The following is a 20,500-nucleotide window of genomic DNA, read 5'->3' as shown; positions in this document are numbered from 1 at the left end:
CGACAACCCAATATGGCGTTGCCGACACCGTGGTCTAACCGACGCGGTCGCGGATGAGTTCCAGCAACGCGGCGTGCGTTTCGGCGTCGGCGGCGGCGACGAGGCCGCCCACGCCGGTGTGGAGCGGCTGGCCGCGCAGTCCGGTCACGACGCAACCGGCGGCCCGGCACAGGGCGATCCCGGCGGCGAAGTGCACGCTGCCGTCCAGGTGGCCGTCGGTGACGTAGGCGGCGCGGCGACCGGCGGCGACCCAGGCCACCGCCAACGTCGTGGACACCACCCGGGGCCTAAACCGGGCCGCGAATCCGGGGTCGGCGAGCAGGCCGGTGGCCGTGAAGCCGGGCGCGTTGGGAAACGGCGGGTCCAGGTTGACGTCCACCAGCCGGGAGTCCGGCGACGGCGCCAGCACGACGTCGGTGCCGCCACTTCGGACGTACGCGGTTTCGCCGTCGGTGAAGAACACCTCGCCGGAGAACGGGTCGGCCGACGCGGCGGCGGTCGTCTCGCCGCCGGACGACAGCGCGACGTTCACCGCGACCAGCATGGTGCCCACGGCGTAGTTCAGGGTGCCGCACAACGGATCGACCAGCCAGCGGCGTGACGCGCCCGTCGCGCCGCTGTGCCCGCTCTCCTCGGCCGTCACGGCGTCGTCGGGCCGCTGTGCCCGCAGCACCGCCAGGATGGCCCGCTCGGCGGCGAGGTCCGCGTCGGTCGCGAAGTCCCCGGCTCCCTTGTCGAACCGGGCCAGCCGCGAGCCGTATCGGGCGCGCACCACCTCGGCTCCGGCGCTCGCGGCGGCCACGGCCAGTCGCGCGTCGGATGTCGTGGAATCGTTCGGAATTACGCCCATGGGTACACCCTGGCTTGGGTTTCCCGAGGTGAGACGAGGGGTAAGAAAAGACGTAGCCCAGCTCATAGGCTGGGCTACAAAAGAAAAGCTCCCCGAATTGGACTCGAACCAATAACCTGCCGGTTAACAGCCGGCTGCTCTGCCAATTGAGCTATCGGGGATTGGGCCGCCGTGGCGAACCTGCAACAGAGTACAGCAGGGTTTGGGCCCCTCGGCAACCGGGTTTGTCGGCTTACCGACTTCACGAGCACCAGGGGTTCAAAGCAGGCACAATGGGCCCGCAGAGGACGAGAAGACGAGACGGGAGGCAGCAGATGCGCAAGTGGGTTTTCGTCGCCGGTGTGGCCGTTGGGTATGTGTTGGGGGCGCGTGCCGGACGTGAACGGTACGAGCAGATCGCGGCGATGGCGCGGCGGGTGCGTGACAATCCGACGGTTCGCAACGTGACCGGGATGCTGCAGGACCAGGCCGGTCAGGCCGCCGGGGCCTGCAAGGACCGGTTGATGGCCACGAGTCTGGGTGAGCGGTTCTTCGGTGAGCGGGACGAGTTCGCCGTCGGGGACGACATCAAGCCCCGCTACTGGGAGACCGTCGGTGTCAGTACCCCGGCGCGCGACAACGTCGGCGGCAACGAGCCCCGCGAGCCCTAGGGCAGGGCTTCGCGGCGGTTGAGTTTGACGACCGCGACGCCGCCGCCGATCGCCACCGCGGCGATCCAGGCCAGGAACGACAGCCCGTACTGCCACGGTGGGGCGGCGTCGGTGGCGGACACCAGGGGTGCGTTCTTCTCCCCCGCGGTCCACCAGATGCCGCTGCGCAGCAGTTTGGTGAAGTTGCCGTCCTCGTATGCCTTGGCGGAGTGGCCCAGCGACGTGTACCAGGTCCGGCCGCCCTCGAAGGGGCGCGCCCAGGTCACCGGGGACAGGTCGTCGCCCACGACCGGGGCGTTGGCGACGATCCCCATCTTCTTGAGCTTCCCGGGATCGCGGTCGAACTGGTACCACTGGTCATTGTGGTCGTCCATCTCGGCCGGGGCGTGTTCGGCGGCGGGCAGTTCGGTGTCGACCGTGACGTCGTGTTCGGCCAGCGGGCCGCCCTCGCCCTCGGATTCGTAGGCGCCCACCAGGTCGTGGTAGTAGTCCCAGTCGGGTTCGGTGCGGGCGGCGCCGTGGACGCCGACGAAGCCGCCGCCGTCGCTCATCCAGGTCTGGAAGGCCTTCTGCTGGCCGTCGTCGAGGACGTCGCCGTAGGTGTTGAGGAACATGACCACGTCGTAGTCCGCCAGCGACTTCGCCGAGAACTTGGCGGCGTCGGCGCTGGCGTCGACGTTGTAGCCGTAGCGGCGGCCGTTCATCTCCAGCAGGTTGACCGCCTCGGGGGTGGAGCGGTGGGCCTGTTTCGGGTCGGAGACCTTCGTGAACACCAGCACCCGCGGTCCGTCGGCGGCGGCGGACGCGGGTTGTGGCGTGGCCAGAACCGTCACCAGAACGGCCCCGACGGCCGCGAACACCCTCAGACTGCGCATGGCCTCACGGTACCGGGGCTATTTGTACAGCAGTCTGCCCATCCGGCGCGCGGCCACGGCGATGCCGACCCCGCCGACGGCGGCCAGGAAGGCGGCGTGGCCGAGCAGGCCCCACTCCGGCAGGCCGAGCGTGAGACCGCGGACGAGTTCGATGCCGTGGTACAGCGGCGACAGGTACACCAGCCAGCGCAGCGCCTCCGGGTAGGTCTCGACCGGGGTGAAGGTGCCCGAGAACAGGAACATCACGAAGATGATCGAGATCAGCCAGTCGAAGTCGGTCCAGCTCTTGAAGACCGTCGACAGGGTGAGGCCGATGCCCACGAACGACAGTCCGATGAGGATGGCGGCGGGCAGTGCCAGGATGGCCCAGGCCGAGGCGATCATGCCCATGGCGGCCATGACGGCGATGAACGCGATGACGTAGATGGCGCCGCGGATCAGGGCCCACATGGTCTCGCCCATCATGATCTCCATGGGGCGCATCGGGGTGGCCAGGATGCCGTCGTACAGCTTGGCCCACTTCAGTTTCCCGAACACGTTGAAGGTGGTCTCGGCGATGGCGGCCATCATGGCGGCGTTGGCCAGCATCGCCGGGGCCACGAAGGTGGCGTAGTCGATCTCGCGGCCGTCGGGCAGCGGGATCGTCCCGATCAGGGCACCGACGCCGATGCCGAGGCCGAACAGGTAGAACAGCGGCTCGAAGACGCCGGAGATGATGAGCAGCCAGGCGCGGCGGTGCGCGGTGTAGTTGCGCTCCACCATGGCGCCGGAACGGCCGAGCCGCACCCGGAACAGCTGGACGGCGAGAACAGTCATGTCAGGCTCCTAGGACGTCATGCGGCGTCGCAGCTGGGCTCCGGCCAGCCACCAGCCGACCGTGCCCAAAACGAGCAGGTAGGCGATGTGCAGGTACCAGGGCCACGGGGTGGGCGTGCCCGAGACCGCCCACCGGGACAGCTCGGCGCCGTGCCACAGTGGAGAGATCCAGGCGAGGGGTTGCAGGTAGGCCGGCAGCTGTGACAGCGGGAAGAACACCCCGGAGAACAGGCTGACCGGCACGATCCCGAACCGGTGGATGATGGACAGCGTCGTCTCGCTCTTGACCGACACGGAGAAGGCGTAGACCCAGCCGATGAAGGCGTAGCCGACGCCGATGGTGGCCACGACCGACAGCGGCGCGGTGGCCGAGAAGATGCCGAAGGCCGCCATGACGACGGCGAACACGATCGCGGTGACGGCGACCCGGATCAGCCCGTACAGCAGGTGCCCGGACAGGATCTGGCGCGGCGTCAGCGGCGAGGTCTGCATGGCCTTGTACTGCTGGCCCCAGCGCAGCGCGGCGAACACCGGCCAGGTCATCTCGCCGCCGACCATCTGCAGCGCGGTGGAGGCCAGCAGGCCGGGCGCGACGAAGGCGGCGTAGTCGACGCCGCCCAACGACTCGGTGGAGCCCACATAGGAGCCGACGCCGTAGCCGATGCTCACCAGGAACAGCACCGGCATGACGAAGCTGGAGAACACCGAGCCGTACCAGACCCGGCGGTAGTTCATCCACCAGTACTCGAGGGCGTGCAGCGTTCCGATCATGTGTCCCCCTACTCGACCAGGCTGCGGCCGGTCAGGCGCAGGAAGACGTCTTCGAGGGTGGCCCGGCGGGCCAGTACACTGGACGGTTGGATGGCGCGGCCGTGGACCTCGGCCACGGCGGCGTCGCCGTCGGCGGCGTACAGCAGGATCCGGTCGGGCAGCGCCTCCACCTGCGCGTCGATGCCGTCGAGTTTGTCGGCCAGGTCGGACAGCTCGTCGGTGTGCTGGCCCTCGAAGCGCAGTTCGACGACCTCACGGGTGACGTGGGTGTCGATGAGTTCGCGGGGCGAGCCCTGGGCGGCGATCCGGCCGCCGTCCATGATGACCAGCCGGTCGCACAGCTGCTCGGCCTCGTCCATGTAGTGCGTGGTCAGGATGATGGTGATGCCGCGCTGCTTGAGCCGGAACAGCCGCTCCCACACCAGGTGCCGGGCCTGCGGGTCCAGGCCGGTGGTCGGCTCGTCCAGCATGATGATGTCGGGTTCGTTGACCAGGGCGCGGGCGATGGTGAGGCGGCGTTTCATGCCGCCGGACAGTTCCTCGACCTTCATCTTGGCGCGGTCGGCCAGCCGCACGAACTCCAGCAGTTCGGTGGCGCGCTGTTTGGCGACCTTGTACTTGATGCCGAAGTAGCGGGCGTAGATCACCAGGTTGTCGAACAACGTGATCTCGGTGTCCAGTGTGTCCTCTTGCGGGACGACGCCCAGCCGGGCCCGGATCGCGGGGCCCTGGGTGGCGGTGTCCATGCCCAGTACCGACAGCTGCCCGCCGGTGGGACGGGAGACGCAGCCGATCATGCGCATCGTGGTGGACTTCCCGGCGCCGTTGGGGCCCAGGAAGCCGAAGGCCTCGCCGGGCGCGACGGACAGGTCGATGCCGTCCACGGCGTTGGAGTCGCCGTAGCGTTTCACGAGTTTGTGCGCGGAGATGTGCGGAGCGGTGGACACACGCGCACGCTAATGCCCGGGTGAGACATTCGCAAGGCGATATGTGTCTGCTCACAGGGCTCCGGCGGCGCGTTCCTTGAGTCCGCGCAGCCGCTGTTCCAGCGCCATCAGCTCGCCGAACAGTTTCATGTAGCCCTCGGAGTCGGTCTCGGGGTTCATGCGCTGCAACTTGGACTTGAGTTCGGCGACCTGTTCCTCCACGACCGGCCACTGCACCCCGGCCAGCGCGGTGGCGACGTAGCGGGTGTCGGGTTCGCCGTCGATGCGCAGCGGTTCGACCGCCAGTTCGGCGACCAGGGCGGCGGCGGCCAGGTCGCCGCAGGCGTCGGAGATCGCCATACCCCAGTTGGGGCCGGACGCGGCGGCTGCCGCGCCCCCGGCGTTGGCGATGGCGCGGCGCACCACGACGTGCATCGGGTCGGAGAAGTAGGTCTCGTCGACCTCGTCGAAGTACGGTCCGGCCATCTCGGGGTGCTGGACGGCCAGTTTCAGCACGTCGCGTTCGGACAGCAGCCGGGGGCCGGTGACCTTGCGGCGGGCCGGTCCCGCCTGCGGCGGGGCCTGTTTGCTGCGGGCGGCGTGCACCCAGCGGCGCACCAGGTCGACGTCCTCGCCGAGTCGTCCGGCCAGCCGCTGCGTGTACCCGGGGTGCAGGGACTTGTCCTTGATGCGGGCCACCAGTGGCGCGGTGGCGCGCAGCGCGGCCACCCGGCCCTCGACGCTGTCGAGGTCGTAGGAGGCCAGGGTGGTGGCGATGGCGAAGTCGACGAGGTGTTCGCGTCCGGCGACGAGCTCACGAACCGCCTCGTCGCCCTGTGCCATGCGCAGTTCGCACGGGTCCATGCCGCCGGGGGACACCGCGATGTAGGTCTGGGCGACGAAGCGCTGTTCGTCGCCGAAGGCCTTCAGCGCGGCCTTCTGTCCGGCCTCGTCGCCGTCGAAGGTGAAGATGACCTCGCCCTTGAACTCGTCGGAGTCCATCAGCAGGCGCCGCAGCACGTTGATGTGGTCGCTGCCGAAGGCGGTGCCGCAGGTGGCCACGGCGGTGGGCACTCCGGCGAGGTGGCAGGCCATGACGTCGGTGTAGCCCTCCACGACCACGACCTGGCGCCGTTTGGCGATCTCGCGTTTGGCGGCGTCGATGCCGTACAGGACCTGCGATTTCTTGTACAGCGGCGTCTCGGGGGTGTTGAGGTATTTCGGGCCGTTGTCGTCTTCGGACAGTCGGCGGGCGCCGAAGCCGATGATGCCGCCGGTCAGGTCGTGGATCGGCCACACCAGTCGTCCCCGGAACCGGTCGATGAGGGAGCCGGAGCGTGCCGGTTTGGCCAGCCCGCCCTCGGTGAGTTCGTCGGGGGTGAAGCCGCGGCCGCGCAGGTGTTTGGTGAGCGCGTCCCAGCCGGGTGGCGCGAAGCCGCAGCCGAAGCTTTCGGCGGCGTCGCGGTCGAAGCCGCGTTCGGACAGGAAGTCGCGGGCGATGCGGGCCTCGGGCGAGGCGAGCTGTTCACTGTAGAACTTCGCGGCCTCGGTGTGGGCGGCCAGGAGTCGCTGTTTGCGGCCCGGCTGTTGCGAGCGGGACGAGGAGCGGCCGTCGGTGTCCTCGTAGTGCAGGGTCACCCCGGCTTTGGAGGCGAGCCGTTCGACGGCCTCGGCGAAGCTGAGGTGTTCGAGTTCGGTGAGGAAGCTGATGGCGTCGCCGCCGGCGCCGCAGCCGAAGCAGTGGAAGAAACCCTTGGACGGGGTGACGTTGAAGCTGGGGGTGCGTTCGTCGTGGAACGGGCACAGCCCCTTGAGGTTGCCGCCCCCGGCCGGTTTGAGCGTGACGTGTTCGCCGATCACCTCGGCGATGTCGGTGCGTTCGCGCACCAGTGCGACATCCTCGCCACGTATCCGTCCGGCCACCTGTTACCTCCATGTTCGGTTTCACCATCATCCCTCGTCGCGCACGCCCGCTCCCCGCGCGTCCGGCGCGTTATCACGAGGCGTGCCCGTGCCGGTCAAATCACCCGTGACATAGACTCACACTGATCCGATAGGCTGCCGAACCATGCCGGACCCGATGCCCGAGCAACGTGAGTCTCCGCCGCAGTGGCCACCACTGGCGGGGTATGACGAGCCCACCACCCCTCCCAAAGCCACCGAGGCTGAGCTTCGTGCCGCTGCCTCCGGTGTACACCCCGACTCCGACACCCCGACCCCGACGGTTCCGTCGCAGGCGGGGGCTCCGGACGAACCGCAGCCGGGTGTCGACCCGCGGTTGAGCGACCGGTTGCCGGTGGCGACTCCGCCGCAACCCAAGACCGTCCCCGCGGCGCCCGACACGCACGGGCGCGGCGTCCGCATGACCATCTACGGTTTCGGCGGCGCGGTCGTGGTCGGGTTGATCGCGGTCATCGTGGTCATGGCCGGTGGCGGGCTGGTGCCCGGTGTCGGCGACGACGACAAGCCCGCCGACAAGCTCCTGTCCGACTCCGGGGAGGTGGACAAGGAGCAGTACGCGCGGCTGGCCAAGGCGGTCGGCACCGAGGACTGGATCGACTGGCGGTACGGACCCACCGGCGAAGGCGCCTCGGATGTGCCGGAGGCCAAGCAGCCCAAGACCGACACGTTGCGGATCCCCGGCAGCGATATCAAGCGGCCGTATCAGCACGGCAGTGGATCGTCGGCGGAGAATCCGCGCAACGTGCAGGGCCAGTTGGGTTATGTGCCCGACGAGTCCAAGGCCAGCGTCGACCACGTCACGACGATGGAGACCACCGACTCGACGCTGGGGTTCACGCCCCGCGCCGGTGGCCGGTTCACCGCCGAGTCGGAGGATCCGGATCTTTCGGGCAAGTCGCTGTCGAAGTGCGCGGGCAAGGACGGTCCGGGACGTCTGGTGGCGGCCGACCGCTCGCACGGCGCCGGTTACGCCGCCCACTCGGTGCTGGCGTTCTCCTCGGGTGTCATCGCCACCAGCGGCATCTCCGGCGCCCAGAAGGGCACCTGCCTGGCACTGCCCGACGGCCAGACGCCGACCTCGGTGGCGGTCACGCCCGGCAACGAGTTCGCGCTGGTCACGGTGTGGGACACCGCGAAGGTGCGCGGCCGGGTGGCCGTGATCGCGCTGGCCGACCGGCCCGGGACCTACGGTTCCAGTTGGCCCGCCACGTACCCGGGTCTGCCCAATCCCGGCCACTTCGGGTTCTCGAAGCTGCTGGGTTTCGTGGAACTGAAGGACGCCAAGGCGCCGACCGGGATCACGGTGAAAACCGACTTCGACGGCGAGAACGTCGAACGCATCAACGCCGACCTTTCCACCGAGGCGGGGCGGGAGCCGTTCGGCGCCAAGGTCGCCAAGGCCGGTTTCGCGGTGGTGGCGGCCTCGGCGGAGAAGCGGCTGGAGTGGATCGACCTGAAGCCGCTGCTGTCGGGTTTCCACAAGGCCTATTTCAAGGACGATCCCAAGACCTACGCGTCGCCGGGACAGAAACCGGAACAGTGGCCGCCGTCCTTCGACAAGGAAACGGCTTTCGCGCCGAAGGTGTCGGCGGTGACGAAGCTGAAGGAGTCGCCGCTGTCGATCACGAACCTGAACGGCATCGTGTACGCCGGTGGCGGCAAGGGAACGGTGACGACGTTCAAGGGCGGTCCCGGCGCTCCGGAGCAGACCGGCACGCTGGCCCTCGACGGCGCCGCGACCTGCCTGAGTCCCACCTCGGACGGCCAACAGGTGCTGGCCACCTCCCGCACCGACCGTTCGGTGAGCTGGCTGAAACCGTCCAAGGCCGGAGCCTCGGTGGCGATGACCTTGCGCGACAAGCGGTTGACCGACCCGATCTGCGCGATCGACAACGCCGACCTGGACCCCGACGACGGCACCGGGACCCGGGCGCGCACGGTGTCGATCACCGACTTCGGCGGCGGCGCGCTGCACACGTTCCGCTACGGCGAGGCCAGGATGGCCGACGGTTCGTCACTGAACCTGAAGAAGGAGACCTTCGAGTACGGCGGCGCCTACGAACCCAAGGGCAAGCCGTTCGTGGTGACCACGACCGTCGACAACATGTGAGGCCGCTTGCGTTAAGTCCCCGGGGACCTCGATCGGTTTCATGACGCAGAACTCGTTGCCCTCGGGGTCGGCCAGCACCACCCAGTGCCGGTCGCCGTGGCCGACGTCCACGTGCCGGGCACCCATGTCGACCAGGCGCTCCACCTCGGCGTCCTGGTCTTCGGGGTTGATGTCCAGGTGCACCCGGTTCTTGGCGTGTTTCTCGGCGCCGACCGAGATGAACAGCAGGCCCGGCCCGACCGGTGGGGTCTCGAAGGCCCGGGTGGTGTCGGTGACGATGAGTTTGGGGTAGGTGTGGTCGGCGATGAAGGTCATGTCGGTGGTCTCGAAGACCACCCGGTAGTCGAGGACTTCGGCCCACCAGCGCGCCAGTCTCTTCGGATCGCGTGCGTCGATCACGGTCGAATTCCAGCGACTGGCCATGAGCGACTCCTCACGTCGGGGGCGTTGTCCCCTGCCGCGCGCGGCGACAGGGGACGATCACCGTAAGCCCGCGCCACTCACCGTGAAACGGGTTTCCTCATCACTACCGGAAAACGACGGTGAGGTCAACAGCGGTTTACTATCGGCTATCCGACTGGCCCGAGTACTCCGTAGCGGCCTGTCCGGCGGCCAAGCGGGCCACCGGAACCCGGAACGGCGAACAGGACACATAGTCCAGTCCAGTGTGGTGGAAGAACTTCACCGAGTCGGGGTCGCCGCCGTGTTCGCCGCACACACCCAGGTGGATTCCGGGTCGGGCGCCGCGGCCGTCGGCCACCGCGATCTCCACCAGCCGCCCGATGCCGTCGGTGTCGAGGACCTGGAACGGCGACACCGGGAAGATGCCCAGTTCCAGGTAGCGGCTGAAGAAGGAGCCCTCGACGTCGTCGCGGGAGAAGCCCCAGCCCATCTGGGTGAGGTCGTTGGTGCCGAAGGAGAAGAACTCGGCGTGTTCGGCGATGGCCGCGGCGGTCATGGCCGCGCGCGGCACCTCGATCATCGTGCCGACCAGTGCCTCCACACCGGACTCCTCGAGGATCTTCAGCGCCGACTCGCGCACCAGCGCCAGTTCCTTGGCCTCGCCCACCAGCGGGACCATGATCTCCGGACGCGGGTCCTTGCCGTCGCTCTTGAGCTGCGCGGCGGCCTCGGCGATGGCGCGGACCTGCATGTCGTACAGGCCGGGGATCGTCAGACCCAGCCGTACACCCCGCAGGCCCAGCATCGGGTTCTGCTCGTGCATGCGCCGCACCGCGGCCAGCAGGTTCTGGTCGACGTCCTCGGTGGCGTTGCGGACTTCGAGTTCCACCAGGTCGGTGAGGAACTCGTGCAGCGGCGGGTCCAGCAGCCGGATCGTCACCGGCAGTCCGTCCATGGCGGACAGGATCTCGACGAAGTCGCCGCGCTGCATGGCCAACAGCTCCGCCAGCACCACCTTCCGCTCGCCCTCGGTTTCGGCCAGCACCAACCGTTCCACGAGTTCGCGGCGTTCGCCCAGGAACATGTGCTCGGTGCGGCACAGGCCGATGCCGGTGGCGCCGAAGCGCCGGGCACGGGCGGCGTCCTCGCCGGTGTCGGCGTTAGCGCGCACGCCCAGCCTGCGGGCGGCGTCGGCGTGCCGCATGATCGTGTCGACGGCGGCGACCAGCCGGTCGGCCTCGGGTACCTCGCCGGTCTCGAAGTAGGACACGACGCTTGAGGGTTTGACGGGCAGTTCACCGGAGTAGACCGCCCCGGATTCGCCGTCGACGGAGATGACGTCGCCCTCTGAGACGGTGAGGCCGTCGGCGGTGCGGAACGAGTCCTCGGCGACGGTGAGGCTGTCGGCGCCGCACACACAGGTGGTGCCCATGCCGCGGGCGACCACGGCGGCGTGGGAGGTCTTGCCGCCGCGGGCGGTGAGGATGCCGTTGGCGGCGATCATGCCCGGCAGGTCGTCCGGGTTGGTCTCCTTGCGGACCAGGATCACCGTCTCGCCCTTGTCGGCGCGTTGCACGGCGCGCCGCGCGTCGAAGACGGCGACGCCGCTGGCGGCACCGGGAGCGGCCGGGATGCCCTTGGCGATGGGTTCGGTGGACTCGTCGAGGTCGAAGGCGGGGAACATCAACCGGGACAGCTGCTCCCCCGACACCCGGCCCAGCGCCTCGTCGAGGTCGATGGTGCCCTCGTTGGCCAGGGCGGCGGCGATGATGAAGGAGGCCGCGGCGGTGCGTTTGCCGACCCGGGTCTGCAGCATCCACAGTTTGCCGCGCTCGATGGTGAACTCGATGTCACACAGGTCGCGGTAGTGGTTCTCCAGGGTGTCCATCGTGCGCAGCAGCTCGTCGTAGGAGGCGCGGTCGATGTCGGCCAGTTCGGACAGTGGCACGGTGTTGCGGATGCCCGCCACCACGTCCTCGCCCTGCGCGTTGGCCAGGTAGTCGCCGTAGGCGCCGCGCTCGCCGGTGGCCGGGTCGCGGGTGAAGGCGACCCCGGTGCCGGAGTCGGGTCCCAGGTTGCCGAAGACCATGCCCACGACGTTGACGGCGGTGCCCAGGTCGTCGGGGATGCGCTCGGTGCGGCGGTACAGCACGGCGCGCTCGGAGTTCCAGGACTTGAAGACCGCCTCGATGGTCTGCCACAGCTGTTCGCGCGGGTCCTGCGGGAAGTCCGAGCCGGTGTGTTCGCGCACGAGTCCCTTGAAGACGTCGACGAGCTGTCGCAGGTCGTCGACGCCGAGGTCCACGTCGGTGGCGGCCTTGGCGGACTCGCGGGCGGACTCGATGGCGTCCTCGAAGGCGTCACCGTCCATGCCCCACACGGTCTTGCCGAACATCTGGATCAGCCGCCGGTAGGAGTCCCAGGCGAAACGTTCGTCCCCGGCCTGGGAGGCGAGCCCGGTGACGGTCTCATCGGTGAGTCCGACATTGAGGACGGTGTCCATCATGCCCGGCATCGAGAACTTGGCGCCGGAGCGCACCGACACCAGCAGCGGGTCGTTCGCGTCTCCCAGGCGGCGGCCCATGGCCTGCTCCAGGGCTTCGAGGTGCTCGGCGACCTGCGCCGAGAGCGTCTTGGGGGTGGAACCGGTGGCAAGGAATTCCCGACAGGCCTCGGTGGTGATGGTGAAGCCGGGTGGGACCGGAAGGCCCAGTCGGGTCATCTCCGCGAGGTTGGCGCCCTTGCCGCCCAGCAGATCCTTTTTGTCCTTGTCGCCGAAAGTGAAGTCGTAAACGTAAGTTGTCAAGTCAAGCCTCCGAACATCGGCGGTGCGCTACGGATGCGCGCGATGCCGGTGAGGTTAACGAGGGCTCAGGCGGAAAAGAAGGTCTGTGTCGGATACCCCACGGTTAGTCGCGCACGGGCGCGCGGGAAGCGCGATTCCCGCGCACTTACAAGCAGTACTCTGCCTCAAACCGTCACGGCCAGGGCCGAATTGCCGCTGAAACATCGGTCACTTTGGGTAGTTTCCGGTCCACTGTTCGCGTAGCGTCCTGCCGTCACCCTGGCACGAAATCGGTAGCAAATGTTTGCAATCGCAAACTAGTTTGGTCGCAGAAGCAAACATCCCGATCGAAGGAGCACGAAGTGGGATCCCCCAACACCCGCCGCGTCCTGAGGCTCGCGGCCACGACGGTCATCCTCGGCGGTTTCGCCGTCGTCGGCACCGCCGCCCCGGCGTCGGCGGCCGACAACGACGGCGAGCTGCTCATGGCGCTGGACGCCTCGGGTTCCATGGAGGAATCCGACGGCGCCGGGAACACCAAGATGGAGACCGCCCGCGACGCCGTCATCGACGTCGCCGAGGCCATGCCCGGCCACGCCAAGGTGGGACTGCGCGCCTATGGGCCGGCGTCCACCGGCTCCGGCTGCAAGGCCAGCAAGGAACTGGTGCCGATCGACAAGATCGACGCCGACGCGATCACCACCGCGGCCACCGAGCTCAAACCCGAGGGCGACACCCCGATCGCCTACTCGCTGGAAAAGGCCGCGGGCGACTTCACCGAAGCCAAGGGCCCCAAGACGATCCTGCTGGTCTCCGACGGCGAGGAGACCTGCGGCGGCGACCCGGTCAAGGTCGCCGAGAAGATCGCCTCCCAGGGAGTCGACCTGCGGGTCCACGTCATCGGCTTCCAGGTCGACGACGCCACCCGCAAACAGCTGACCGAGATCGCCAAGGCCGGCAAGGGCTCCTACTACGACGCCCAGGACGGACCGGCGCTGGCCAGCCGCCTCAAGCGCGCCAGCGAGAGCGCGCTGCGTCCATACCAGACCACCGGCACCCAGATCGACGGCTCCGACGACGGGCTCAACCCGCCGTCGCTGAAGCCGGGCCAGTACCTGGACTCGTTGGGCCCCAACGCCAAGGGCGAGGAACCCAGCAAGTACTACTCGTTCACGCTCGAAAAGGGGTCCAACGCGTACGTCGCGGCCACCATCCCGTGGAGCACTCCACTGGAGACCGATGCCAAGAACGACGTGTACGTCAAGGTGTCCACCAAGGACGGCTCGCTGTGCGAGTCCGACTCCGGGTACAGCAAGCCCGACGGCGGCGGCAGCGCCATCGCCACCGCGACGCCGGTGCTGGCCTTCGACCCCGAGGCCGACAAGGGCCAGTGCGGGGCGACCGGTGACTACGTCGTGGAGGTCAACAACAACGGCTCCACCGACCGCACCGGCGAGGCGCCGCTGGAGCTGGTCTACGTGCAGGAACCCGCCGCCAAGGCCACCGGCAAGCTGCCCGAGGCCTACACCGAGGAGTCGGAGACCGGCGTGAAGCCGGACGTGGACGGCAAGCCGACCAAGATCACCGGCGCCGGAGGCATGAGCGACGCCCCGGTCACCGAGTCCGGTGTGTACTCCGACGTGCTGCGTCCCGGCGAGGAGGTCTTCTACCGGGTGCCGGTCGACTGGGGACAGCAGGTCGCCTACCAGATCGACCTGCCGAAACTCAACGCGGAGAACGACAAGCGACTGGGCACCGGCACCCCGGTGAGCACCACGATCGTCAACCCGGTGCGCGAGGAGGCCACCCAGACGGCCAACCAGGACATGTCGTACTACACCGGCGACCCTGACACAGTGGATGGTTCCACGGCTCCGGTGCGCTACCGCAACCGCAACTCGGACAACATCGAAGTGTCCAACACGTCGATCTCGGGCTACTACTACATCTCGGTGCGGATGCAGGCCGATGTGGAGGACCCGTACTTCGAACTGCCGATCACCCTCAAGGTGGACGTCAAGGGCAAGACCGGCGGTGAGCCTAAGTACGACGACCCCGCCGACCTGGGCACCCCGGCCGAACAGCTGGAGGTCAAACAACTGTCCAGCGAGGGCGGCAAGGACAAGACCCTGACCGGGGGCTCCACGACGCTGCTGTGGATCGGCATCGGCGTGGGAGCGGTGCTCGTCCTCGGCGGTGGCGGCACGGCCTGGATGATGGTGCGCCGCAGGCCAACAGCTTGATTCTCTCCCCTTAAGGCCGGGCATCCATCGTGGATGCCCGGCCGTTCGCTATGCGAGCAACAGCACCAGCGAGACGGCGAGGATGACGGCCCCCAACGCGGCCAACCCCAGCGCGATGCCCAGTACCACACGGCGCCCCCCGCTGGCGCGCATCGACTTGGTGGGCGGCAGCTGCGGCCCGGCTCCAGCTCCGGAGCTCGGCCGCACGGCCTGCGTCGGGCGCCCCGTCGCGGCTTGGCCTTGGCCGGAGGCAGACGACACGGCTCCAGCTCCAGAGCCAGGCGGGGCGCCCTCTGCCCCAGCTCCAGAGCCCGGCGACGGCTGTGCCCCAGCCCCAGCTCCGGAGCTCGGCGGCACGCCCTCAGCTTCTCCAGCTCCAGCTTGAGCCCCACCGAAAGCCGGGGACAGCGGCGGAGCGGGCGCGAGCCGGACGGGGCCGCTGGGGGCGAAGCCGTCGGGCAACGGGCCGAGCTGGTCGAACACCTCGACAGCGTCGGGCCGGTTCGCGTCGACCGCCGGGACGGCCGCTGCGGACAACGCCTCGCGCCAGGCCCGCCAGGCGTCGGCGGCACTGGACGGACGCTGTTGCGGATCGGGTTCGGTGAAGGTCGCGACCGCTCGCCACACCGGGGCGGGGACGTTGGTTGGCGGGTGTTGCGGGTCGACGGCGGGGCCCTCGGGGGGCGGGGTCAGGCCGGTCAGCAGGCGCCAGGCGACCACTCCGGTGGCGTAGACGTCGTGGGTGGGATGGGGTTGGGTGTCCAGCAATGCCTCGGGGGCGAGATATCCTGGAGTGCCAACTATCACGCTAGCCTCGGTGAGCCGGGGCTGTCCCGTCACCGCCGCGATCCCGAAGTCCGCCAGCCGCAGTACCGGCGCCGCCCGTCCGGTCACCTCCAGCAACAGGTTCGCCGGCTTCACGTCGCGGTGCACGATGCCGTGCGCGTGCACCTCGGTCAGCGCGCTCCACAGCTGATCGACCAGCACCGCCGCGTACGGCACCGGGATCGCCCCGTAGTCCCCGATCAGCTGGTGCGCGCTGCCGCCGCCCACCAGGTCCATCGTCAGCAGCACCAGCTCGTCCTCGGCGGCCCAGCCGTGCGGCGCCACCACGTTGGGGTGGCTGACCCGCAGCGCCTGCTCGCGCACGAACCGCAGCAGCGACGCCGCGTCGGAGGGACGCAACAGCTTCGCCGCGACGTAACCGCCCCGTTTGGCGTCCCAGGCACGCCACACCGACCCCATGCCGCCGTCGGCGATGGGATCGACGAGGTGGTACCTCCCGGCGAAGATCTCCATACCGGGACATCCTGCCCGACGGTTCAGAGCAGGTGCTCGCGCGCCGCGTAGTGCGCGACCGCGTCGGCGGTGCGTCCGGCGCCGTACACGCGCAGGAACTCCGCCAGCTCCGGGTGCTCGCGTTCCAGGGTCGCCGCCGCCGACAGCACCTCCTGGGCGCCGGCGATGGCGCGCAGCAGGTTCTGGACGGTGCGCGCGGCGGTGGCCGCGTTGGGGCGCATCCCGGTGTTGCCCGTGGTCGACAGGGCTCCGGCCTGGGCTCCGATCTCGGCCAGCCGGGCCGGGACCTGGTCGGGGCTCAGCCGGGCGGCGGCGACCTCCCCCGACAGGTCGATCAGCGCCTGCAACCGCTGGGCCGCTTCGGGGTTGCCGATCTTGGCGCGCTGGCCGCTCATCAGCTGCGACAGCATCGGCGCCGACAGCCCGAGCACCCCGGCCAGCCGGGCCTGGTTGAGCCCCAGCTGCCGGGCGATCCCGCCCAGCAGGTCGCCGAGCGGTTGCCCGTACAGCTCAGTCTGCTGCCGTCGGTTGCGCTCGACGAGTTCGGCGTTGTCGCTCACGTGTTTCTCCTGCTCCGGGTCGCGCGGTCGGCCTCGGCCGCGCAACAGCACGATACCCGCACCGGCTCAGCCGTCCATCCTCGACGGAATCCCGAAGCTACTCAGGGGTAGCGCATACCCGTCATTCACTTATAGACTCCCCATCGATACATAGACACACATGCGCCCACAAGGACATGTGCCCCTCTCAGAAAGGTTCCCCTATGAGAGCAGCCCGCATAGCAGCGCTGTCGCTCATCGGCGCGGCCGTGGCCATCGTCGGTCCGGCGACCGCCGTGGCCGACCCCGCCACGGGCGACGGCGCCGCCGTCAACGACACCACAAGCGACGGTGTCACCGACTACTGGACGTCGAGCCGCATGGAGAACGCCGTGTCGCTCGACATCAACCTCGACCCCGGCACCCTCACCGACGACGTCAAAGCCGGTGCGGAAGTGGAGATCGACCCGACGCTGGCCGACTCGACCGGCGACCCGTGGACCGGCGGCGGCGACGTCGTCAACACGGCGGGCCGGGTGTTCTTCAAGTTCGACGGCAAGGACGCGTCCTGCTCCGGCAACGCGGTCACCAGCGACAACGGCAACACCGTCCTCACGGCGGGCCACTGCGTGAAGTACCAGGGCGCCTGGCACACCGACTGGGTCTTCGTGCCCGGTTACCACGACGGCCAGGCCCCCTTTGGCGAGTGGCCCGCGTCCAAGACGCTGACCACTCCACAGTGGGAAGCCGATGAGGACATGAACTACGACGTCGGCGCCGCCGTCGTCGAGCCGCAGGGCGGCAAGTCGCTCACCGACACCGTCGGCGGCCAGGGTGTCGCCTTCAACGGTGAGTACAACCAGAAGATGTACGCCTTCGGCTTCCCCGCCGCCGACCCCTACGACGGCGAGAAGTTCATCTACTGCGGTGGAACGTCCAGTAAGGACGTGCTGCTGACGCAGGACCACAGCCTGCCGTGCGACATGACCGGCGGTTCCAGTGGTGGACCGTGGTTCCGTGAGTTCGACGAGGCGACCGGCACCGGTCTGCAGTCCTCGGTGAACAGCTTCGGCTACAAGTTCCTGCCGAATGTCATGTTCGGACCGTACTTCGGCGACGACGCCAAAGCGCTGTACGACAAGGCAGCCGCTGCTTAGTCAGCACAACCGTTTCCGGCCCCGTCCGACCTCGTGTCGGGCGGGGCCGGATCTCGTCGCGTGTCAGTCGCCCGCGGCCAGGCGCCACAGCCACACCCGTTCGGCGCCCCGGGCGTCGGCGAGCGGGTCGGTGGCGTCGCGGGATGCCGGGTGCCGGGGCGGGACGTGGGTGCGGTCGAGCACCCGCAGTCCGGCGGCGTCGACCATCCGCTCCAGTTCACCGGGTTCGCGGATGTACAGCCGCTCGGCGAGGTCGGAGATCACCAGCCAGGCCTCGCCGCCGGGGTTCAGATGGGCCGCGACCCCGTCCAGGAAACCGGACAGCATCCGTCCACCATGGTCGAACACGGCCGCGTCCAGGGTCGAGTTCGGGGTTCCCGGCAGCCACGGCGGGTTGCACAGCACCACGTCGGCGCGGCCGGGCGGGAACAGGTCGGCTTCGACCACCTCCACCCGGTCGTCGAGGCCGAGCCGGGTCATGTTGTCGGCGGCGCATTCCACCGCCCGCGGCGCGATGTCGGTGGCCACCACGCGGGCGCCGCGTTTGGCCAGCAGCGCGGCCAGCACCCCGGTGCCGGTGCCGATGTCGAAGACCGTCGCGCCCTCGGGCAGCGGCGCGGCGGCCACCAGGTCCACGTACTCGTCGCGGGTCGGCGAGAACACCCCGTAGCGGGGGTGGATCCGCTCCCCCAGCGCCTCCACCCACACGCCCTCACGCTGCCACTGGTACGCGCTCAGCACGCCCAGCAGATCCCGCACCGACACGACGACCGGCTCGTCCAGATCGCCGTAGGCGTCCCGGATCGCCGCCGCGAGCCCGTCGTCGGCACCTAGCTCGGCCAGCCGGTCGGCGTCCAGTTCAACCAGCACCATGCCCAGCACCCGGGCCCGGTTCTTGCGGGCCTGCCGGTGCCGGTAGAAGTCCATCGCGACGTCACCGCTGGACGTCACGGGTTTGCGGTCCCAGCGTTTGCGCATCCGCGACAGCAGCCGCCGGGCCTCGACGAACGGCCCGTGCCACAACATGGCCACGCCCTGGGAGGCGTTGCGCACGGCGACGGCGACGGGCACGGATGAGTCCGCGACCACGATCTTGCCGGGCGGCGGCGCGCCACGGGCGGACCGCCACCGGGCCGACCGCTCCACCAGCCCCTCGTCCCACCAGACCCGAACGTCCGGGGCTTCCTCACGCGCTTCCATCAGGCAACGGCCGCTTCCGACATCCCGCGAGTGTAAACGACGGCCTTCGCATTACCGTCCCATAGGGATTGAATCTGTCAGCTCTACGACACTTTGGGTCTAGCGGGGGACGGCGAATGCCAATAACATGAACCATAGTCATATCTGAACCTCTCGATGCGGTGACATCGTCGTCACCGCCAGGATTCCGAGGAGCCCCATTCAGATGAGAAGTGTCCGAATCGCCCTGTTGACCGCCGCCGCCGTGGCGGTCGCCCTCACCGTCCCGGCCGCCGCCCAGGCCGAACCCACCCAAGGCGCCGTAGCCCACGCCGCCGCCGACTCCAAGGCCGAGCAGTCCAAGGTCACCAAGTACTGGACGCCCGAACGCATGCGCGCCGCCGAGGCCCTCGACCTCATCAAGCTCGACAAGTCCGACGTCGGCGAACTCTCCGACGTGCCCACCGGCAAGACCAAGGTCGTCGAACCCTCAGGCGCCGAGACCATGGCCTTCCCCCAGCTCGGCGCACAGTGGACCGGCGGCGGCAAGGTCGTCACCACCTCCGGCCGGGTCTTCTTCACCTTCGACGGCCGCAACGCCTCCTGCTCGGGCAACGCGGTCACCAGCACCAACAAGTCCACAGTGATCACGGCTGGTCACTGCGTCAAGTACCAGGGCAGCTGGCACACCAACTGGGTCTTCGTACCCAACTACCACGACGGCCAGCGCCCCTACGGCACCTGGACGGCCAAGAAGACCCTCACGACCCCACAGTGGCAAGCCAGCGAGGACATCAACTACGACGTCGGCGCGGCCGTGGTCAACCCGCTCAACTCCCAGTCCCTCACCGACGTCGTCGGCGGCCAGGGCCTCAAGTTCAACGGGGCCTACAACCAGAACATGTACTCCTTCGGCTTCCCCGCCGCCTCCCCCTACAACGGCGAGAAGCTCATCTACTGCAGCGCCAAGACCGGTCGCGACTTCCTGCTCAGCAACGACCACAGCATGCGCTGCAACATGACCGGCGGCTCCAGCGGCGGCCCGTGGTTCTTCAACTTCTCCGAAGCCAACGGCACCGGCCTACAGGGCTCGGTCAACAGCTTCGGCTACACCTTCCTGCCCAACACCATGTTCGGTCCATTCTTTGGAACCGATGCCCAGAACGTGTACAACACCGCGCAGGGCAGCTGAGCCACTGTTTCACCTGGATTCCGGCCCTGGCTGAAGTTCGCTTCGGCCAGGGCTCTTCTTCGTGACCCGAATGGGCCGAGGGGTTAACAGTACGTGCGTACTGTTTAATGGGGGGTATGGAGCAGTCCCCCGCCACGGTGACCAGTTTGCGTGCGGTCGTGCCGACGGTTTATCTGCCCGCCGCGATCTACAGCGTCGGGCAAGGGGCGATCGCGCCGGTGGTGGTGTTGTCGGCGTTGGAGTTGGGGGCCTCGACCGGGGTGGCGGCGTTCATCGGGGCGTTGAGCGGTGTCGGGATGTTGATCGGGGATGTTCCCGCGGGTGCCTTCGCCGCTCGTGTCGGGGACCGGCGGGCGATGCTGTGGGCGACGGTGTTGGTGGGGGTCGCGCTGGTGGGGTGTGTGGTGGCGCCGTCGGTGGCGGTGCTAGCGGTGGCCATCGCCGTGGTGGGTATGTGCAACTCGGTGTGGATGCTGGCGCGGCACTCGTACCTGACCGAGGTGGTGCCGCTGCGGTTGCGGGGCCGGGCCATGTCCGTCTTGGGCGGTGTGCAGCGGGTGGGGCGGTTCCTGGGGCCGTTCATCGGGGCCGCCGCGATGCAGGTGTGGGACACCGACGGGGCTTACGGGGTGTACGTCGTCGCGGCCGTGGGCGCCGCCGTCGCGGTGGCGTGCGTGAGGGACCCGCAGCCCGCCGAACCGGCGGATGAGCCGGTCGCGCCCTCGGGTTCGTCGCGGACGCTGC

Annotated in this window: 16 protein-coding genes, 1 tRNA gene and 1 pseudogene; 6 read left to right on the top strand and 12 right to left on the bottom strand. The window is 68.9% G+C overall.

Translation table 11 applies throughout. From position 1 onward, the window contains the following. Positions 1-34: 34 nt before the first annotated feature. Together SNAS_RS08905 and SNAS_RS08900 are read right to left on the bottom strand one after the other, a co-directional pair. Positions 35-850, bottom strand: a complete 816-nt coding sequence (locus SNAS_RS08905) for an inositol monophosphatase family protein (protein ID WP_013017072.1) — start codon at positions 848-850, stop codon at positions 35-37. 88 nt (positions 851-938) lie between these two features. Further along, positions 939-1,011 (bottom strand) — tRNA-Asn (locus SNAS_RS08900). Between the two features lie 153 nt (positions 1,012-1,164). Between SNAS_RS08900 and SNAS_RS33885 the strand changes: the two genes are divergently transcribed. Continuing rightward, entirely contained in the window at positions 1,165-1,500 is a 336-nt protein-coding gene (locus tag SNAS_RS33885; RefSeq protein WP_013017071.1) for a hypothetical protein, read from the top strand. Here SNAS_RS33885 and SNAS_RS08890 read toward each other — a convergent pair. Genes SNAS_RS08890 through dnaG form a run of 5 tightly spaced genes read right to left on the bottom strand, consistent with a single transcriptional unit; the run spans position 1,497 to position 6,811 of the window. Further along, the gene (locus SNAS_RS08890; RefSeq protein ID WP_013017070.1) at positions 1,497-2,375 is read right to left on the bottom strand and encodes a ThuA domain-containing protein; all 879 of its coding nucleotides are present in this window, start codon (positions 2,373-2,375) and stop codon (positions 1,497-1,499) included. The two genes, SNAS_RS33885 and SNAS_RS08890, sit on opposite strands and share 4 nt — an antisense overlap. A gap of 18 nt (positions 2,376-2,393) precedes the next feature. Beyond that, positions 2,394-3,191, bottom strand: coding sequence for an ABC transporter permease (locus SNAS_RS08885; protein ID WP_013017069.1), 798 nt, complete (start codon positions 3,189-3,191; stop codon positions 2,394-2,396). 9 nt (positions 3,192-3,200) lie between these two features. Next, complete coding sequence (locus SNAS_RS08880) at positions 3,201-3,962, bottom strand: ABC transporter permease (protein ID WP_013017068.1); 762 nt, start codon at positions 3,960-3,962, stop codon at positions 3,201-3,203. Between the two features lie 8 nt (positions 3,963-3,970). Then, a complete protein-coding gene (locus tag SNAS_RS08875) occupies positions 3,971-4,909 on the bottom strand; it encodes an ABC transporter ATP-binding protein (RefSeq protein ID WP_013017067.1) in 939 nt (312 codons plus the stop codon). Between the two features lie 51 nt (positions 4,910-4,960). Beyond that, positions 4,961-6,811 carry a DNA primase gene (dnaG, locus tag SNAS_RS08870; RefSeq protein WP_013017066.1) on the bottom strand — a complete coding sequence of 617 codons (1,851 nt, stop codon included), beginning with the start codon at positions 6,809-6,811 and terminating at the stop codon, positions 4,961-4,963. A gap of 145 nt (positions 6,812-6,956) precedes the next feature. Here dnaG and SNAS_RS08865 point away from each other — a divergent pair, with 145 nt between their 5' ends. After that, positions 6,957-8,960 carry a hypothetical protein gene (locus SNAS_RS08865; RefSeq protein ID WP_013017065.1) on the top strand — a complete coding sequence of 668 codons (2,004 nt, stop codon included), beginning with the start codon at positions 6,957-6,959 and terminating at the stop codon, positions 8,958-8,960. Here the strand turns inward: SNAS_RS08865 and SNAS_RS08860 are convergent. Together SNAS_RS08860 and ppdK are read right to left on the bottom strand one after the other, a co-directional pair. Next, the gene (locus SNAS_RS08860; RefSeq protein ID WP_169313869.1) at positions 8,865-9,383 is read right to left on the bottom strand and encodes a VOC family protein; all 519 of its coding nucleotides are present in this window, start codon (positions 9,381-9,383) and stop codon (positions 8,865-8,867) included. The genes SNAS_RS08865 and SNAS_RS08860 overlap by 96 nt on opposite strands. A gap of 139 nt (positions 9,384-9,522) precedes the next feature. Beyond that, positions 9,523-12,168, bottom strand: a complete 2,646-nt coding sequence (gene ppdK / locus SNAS_RS08855) for a pyruvate, phosphate dikinase (RefSeq protein ID WP_013017064.1) — start codon at positions 12,166-12,168, stop codon at positions 9,523-9,525. A gap of 341 nt (positions 12,169-12,509) precedes the next feature. Here ppdK and SNAS_RS08850 point away from each other — a divergent pair, with 341 nt between their 5' ends. Further along, on the top strand, positions 12,510-14,390 hold the full coding sequence (locus SNAS_RS08850; RefSeq protein ID WP_013017063.1) for a vWA domain-containing protein: 1,881 nt from the start codon (positions 12,510-12,512) through the stop codon (positions 14,388-14,390). Positions 14,391-14,438: 48 nt separating this feature from the next. On the opposite strand, the gene SNAS_RS37150 is transcribed toward SNAS_RS08850, so the two are convergent. Then, the gene (locus SNAS_RS37150) at positions 14,439-15,689 is read right to left on the bottom strand and encodes a serine/threonine-protein kinase (RefSeq protein ID WP_013017062.1); all 1,251 of its coding nucleotides are present in this window, start codon (positions 15,687-15,689) and stop codon (positions 14,439-14,441) included. 23 nt (positions 15,690-15,712) lie between these two features. Then, positions 15,713-16,249 (bottom strand): DNA-binding protein, encoded by a 537-nt coding sequence (locus tag SNAS_RS08840; protein ID WP_013017061.1) that lies wholly within the window; start codon positions 16,247-16,249, stop codon positions 15,713-15,715. Between the two features lie 203 nt (positions 16,250-16,452). Between SNAS_RS08840 and SNAS_RS08835 the strand changes: the two genes are divergently transcribed. Next, positions 16,453-17,385, top strand: coding sequence for a trypsin-like serine peptidase (locus SNAS_RS08835; RefSeq protein WP_013017060.1), 933 nt, complete (start codon positions 16,453-16,455; stop codon positions 17,383-17,385). Positions 17,386-17,448: 63 nt separating this feature from the next. Here the strand turns inward: SNAS_RS08835 and SNAS_RS08830 are convergent, their stop codons facing one another. After that, a complete protein-coding gene (locus tag SNAS_RS08830) occupies positions 17,449-18,585 on the bottom strand; it encodes a methyltransferase (RefSeq protein WP_013017059.1) in 1,137 nt (378 codons plus the stop codon). Between the two features lie 205 nt (positions 18,586-18,790). On the opposite strand from SNAS_RS08830, the gene SNAS_RS08825 reads away from it, so the two are divergent. Together SNAS_RS08825 and SNAS_RS37540 are read left to right on the top strand one after the other, a co-directional pair. After that, positions 18,791-19,756 carry a trypsin-like serine peptidase gene (locus SNAS_RS08825; protein WP_013017058.1) on the top strand — a complete coding sequence of 322 codons (966 nt, stop codon included), beginning with the start codon at positions 18,791-18,793 and terminating at the stop codon, positions 19,754-19,756. Between the two features lie 107 nt (positions 19,757-19,863). Then, a pseudogene (locus tag SNAS_RS37540) lies at positions 19,864-20,466 on the top strand (MFS transporter); the annotation flags it as partial. Positions 20,467-20,500 lie beyond the last annotated feature (34 nt).

Origin of the sequence: Stackebrandtia nassauensis DSM 44728, from assembly GCF_000024545.1 — a bacterium.
Classification (GTDB): Bacteria; Actinomycetota; Actinomycetes; order Mycobacteriales; family Micromonosporaceae; genus Stackebrandtia; species Stackebrandtia nassauensis.
This window is presented reverse-complemented; position numbering and strand designations above follow the sequence as displayed.

What these genes read in the sequence shown, in the direction of transcription:
- SNAS_RS08905 (WP_013017072.1), bottom strand. Translation starts at nt 850, where the DNA reads ATGGGCGTAATTCCGAACGATTCCACGACATCCGACGCGCGACTGGCC.
- SNAS_RS33885 (WP_013017071.1), top strand. Translation starts at nt 1,165, where the DNA reads ATGCGCAAGTGGGTTTTCGTCGCCGGTGTGGCCGTTGGGTATGTGTTG.
- SNAS_RS08890 (WP_013017070.1), bottom strand. Translation starts at nt 2,375, where the DNA reads ATGCGCAGTCTGAGGGTGTTCGCGGCCGTCGGGGCCGTTCTGGTGACG.
- SNAS_RS08885 (WP_013017069.1), bottom strand. Translation starts at nt 3,191, where the DNA reads ATGACTGTTCTCGCCGTCCAGCTGTTCCGGGTGCGGCTCGGCCGTTCC.
- SNAS_RS08880 (WP_013017068.1), bottom strand. Translation starts at nt 3,962, where the DNA reads ATGATCGGAACGCTGCACGCCCTCGAGTACTGGTGGATGAACTACCGC.
- SNAS_RS08865 (WP_013017065.1), top strand. Translation starts at nt 6,957, where the DNA reads ATGCCGGACCCGATGCCCGAGCAACGTGAGTCTCCGCCGCAGTGGCCA.
- SNAS_RS08860 (WP_169313869.1), bottom strand. Translation starts at nt 9,383, where the DNA reads ATGGCCAGTCGCTGGAATTCGACCGTGATCGACGCACGCGATCCGAAG.
- SNAS_RS37150 (WP_013017062.1), bottom strand. Translation starts at nt 15,689, where the DNA reads ATGGAGATCTTCGCCGGGAGGTACCACCTCGTCGATCCCATCGCCGAC.
- SNAS_RS08835 (WP_013017060.1), top strand. Translation starts at nt 16,453, where the DNA reads ATGAGAGCAGCCCGCATAGCAGCGCTGTCGCTCATCGGCGCGGCCGTG.
- SNAS_RS08830 (WP_013017059.1), bottom strand. Translation starts at nt 18,585, where the DNA reads ATGGAAGCGCGTGAGGAAGCCCCGGACGTTCGGGTCTGGTGGGACGAG.
- SNAS_RS08825 (WP_013017058.1), top strand. Translation starts at nt 18,791, where the DNA reads ATGAGAAGTGTCCGAATCGCCCTGTTGACCGCCGCCGCCGTGGCGGTC.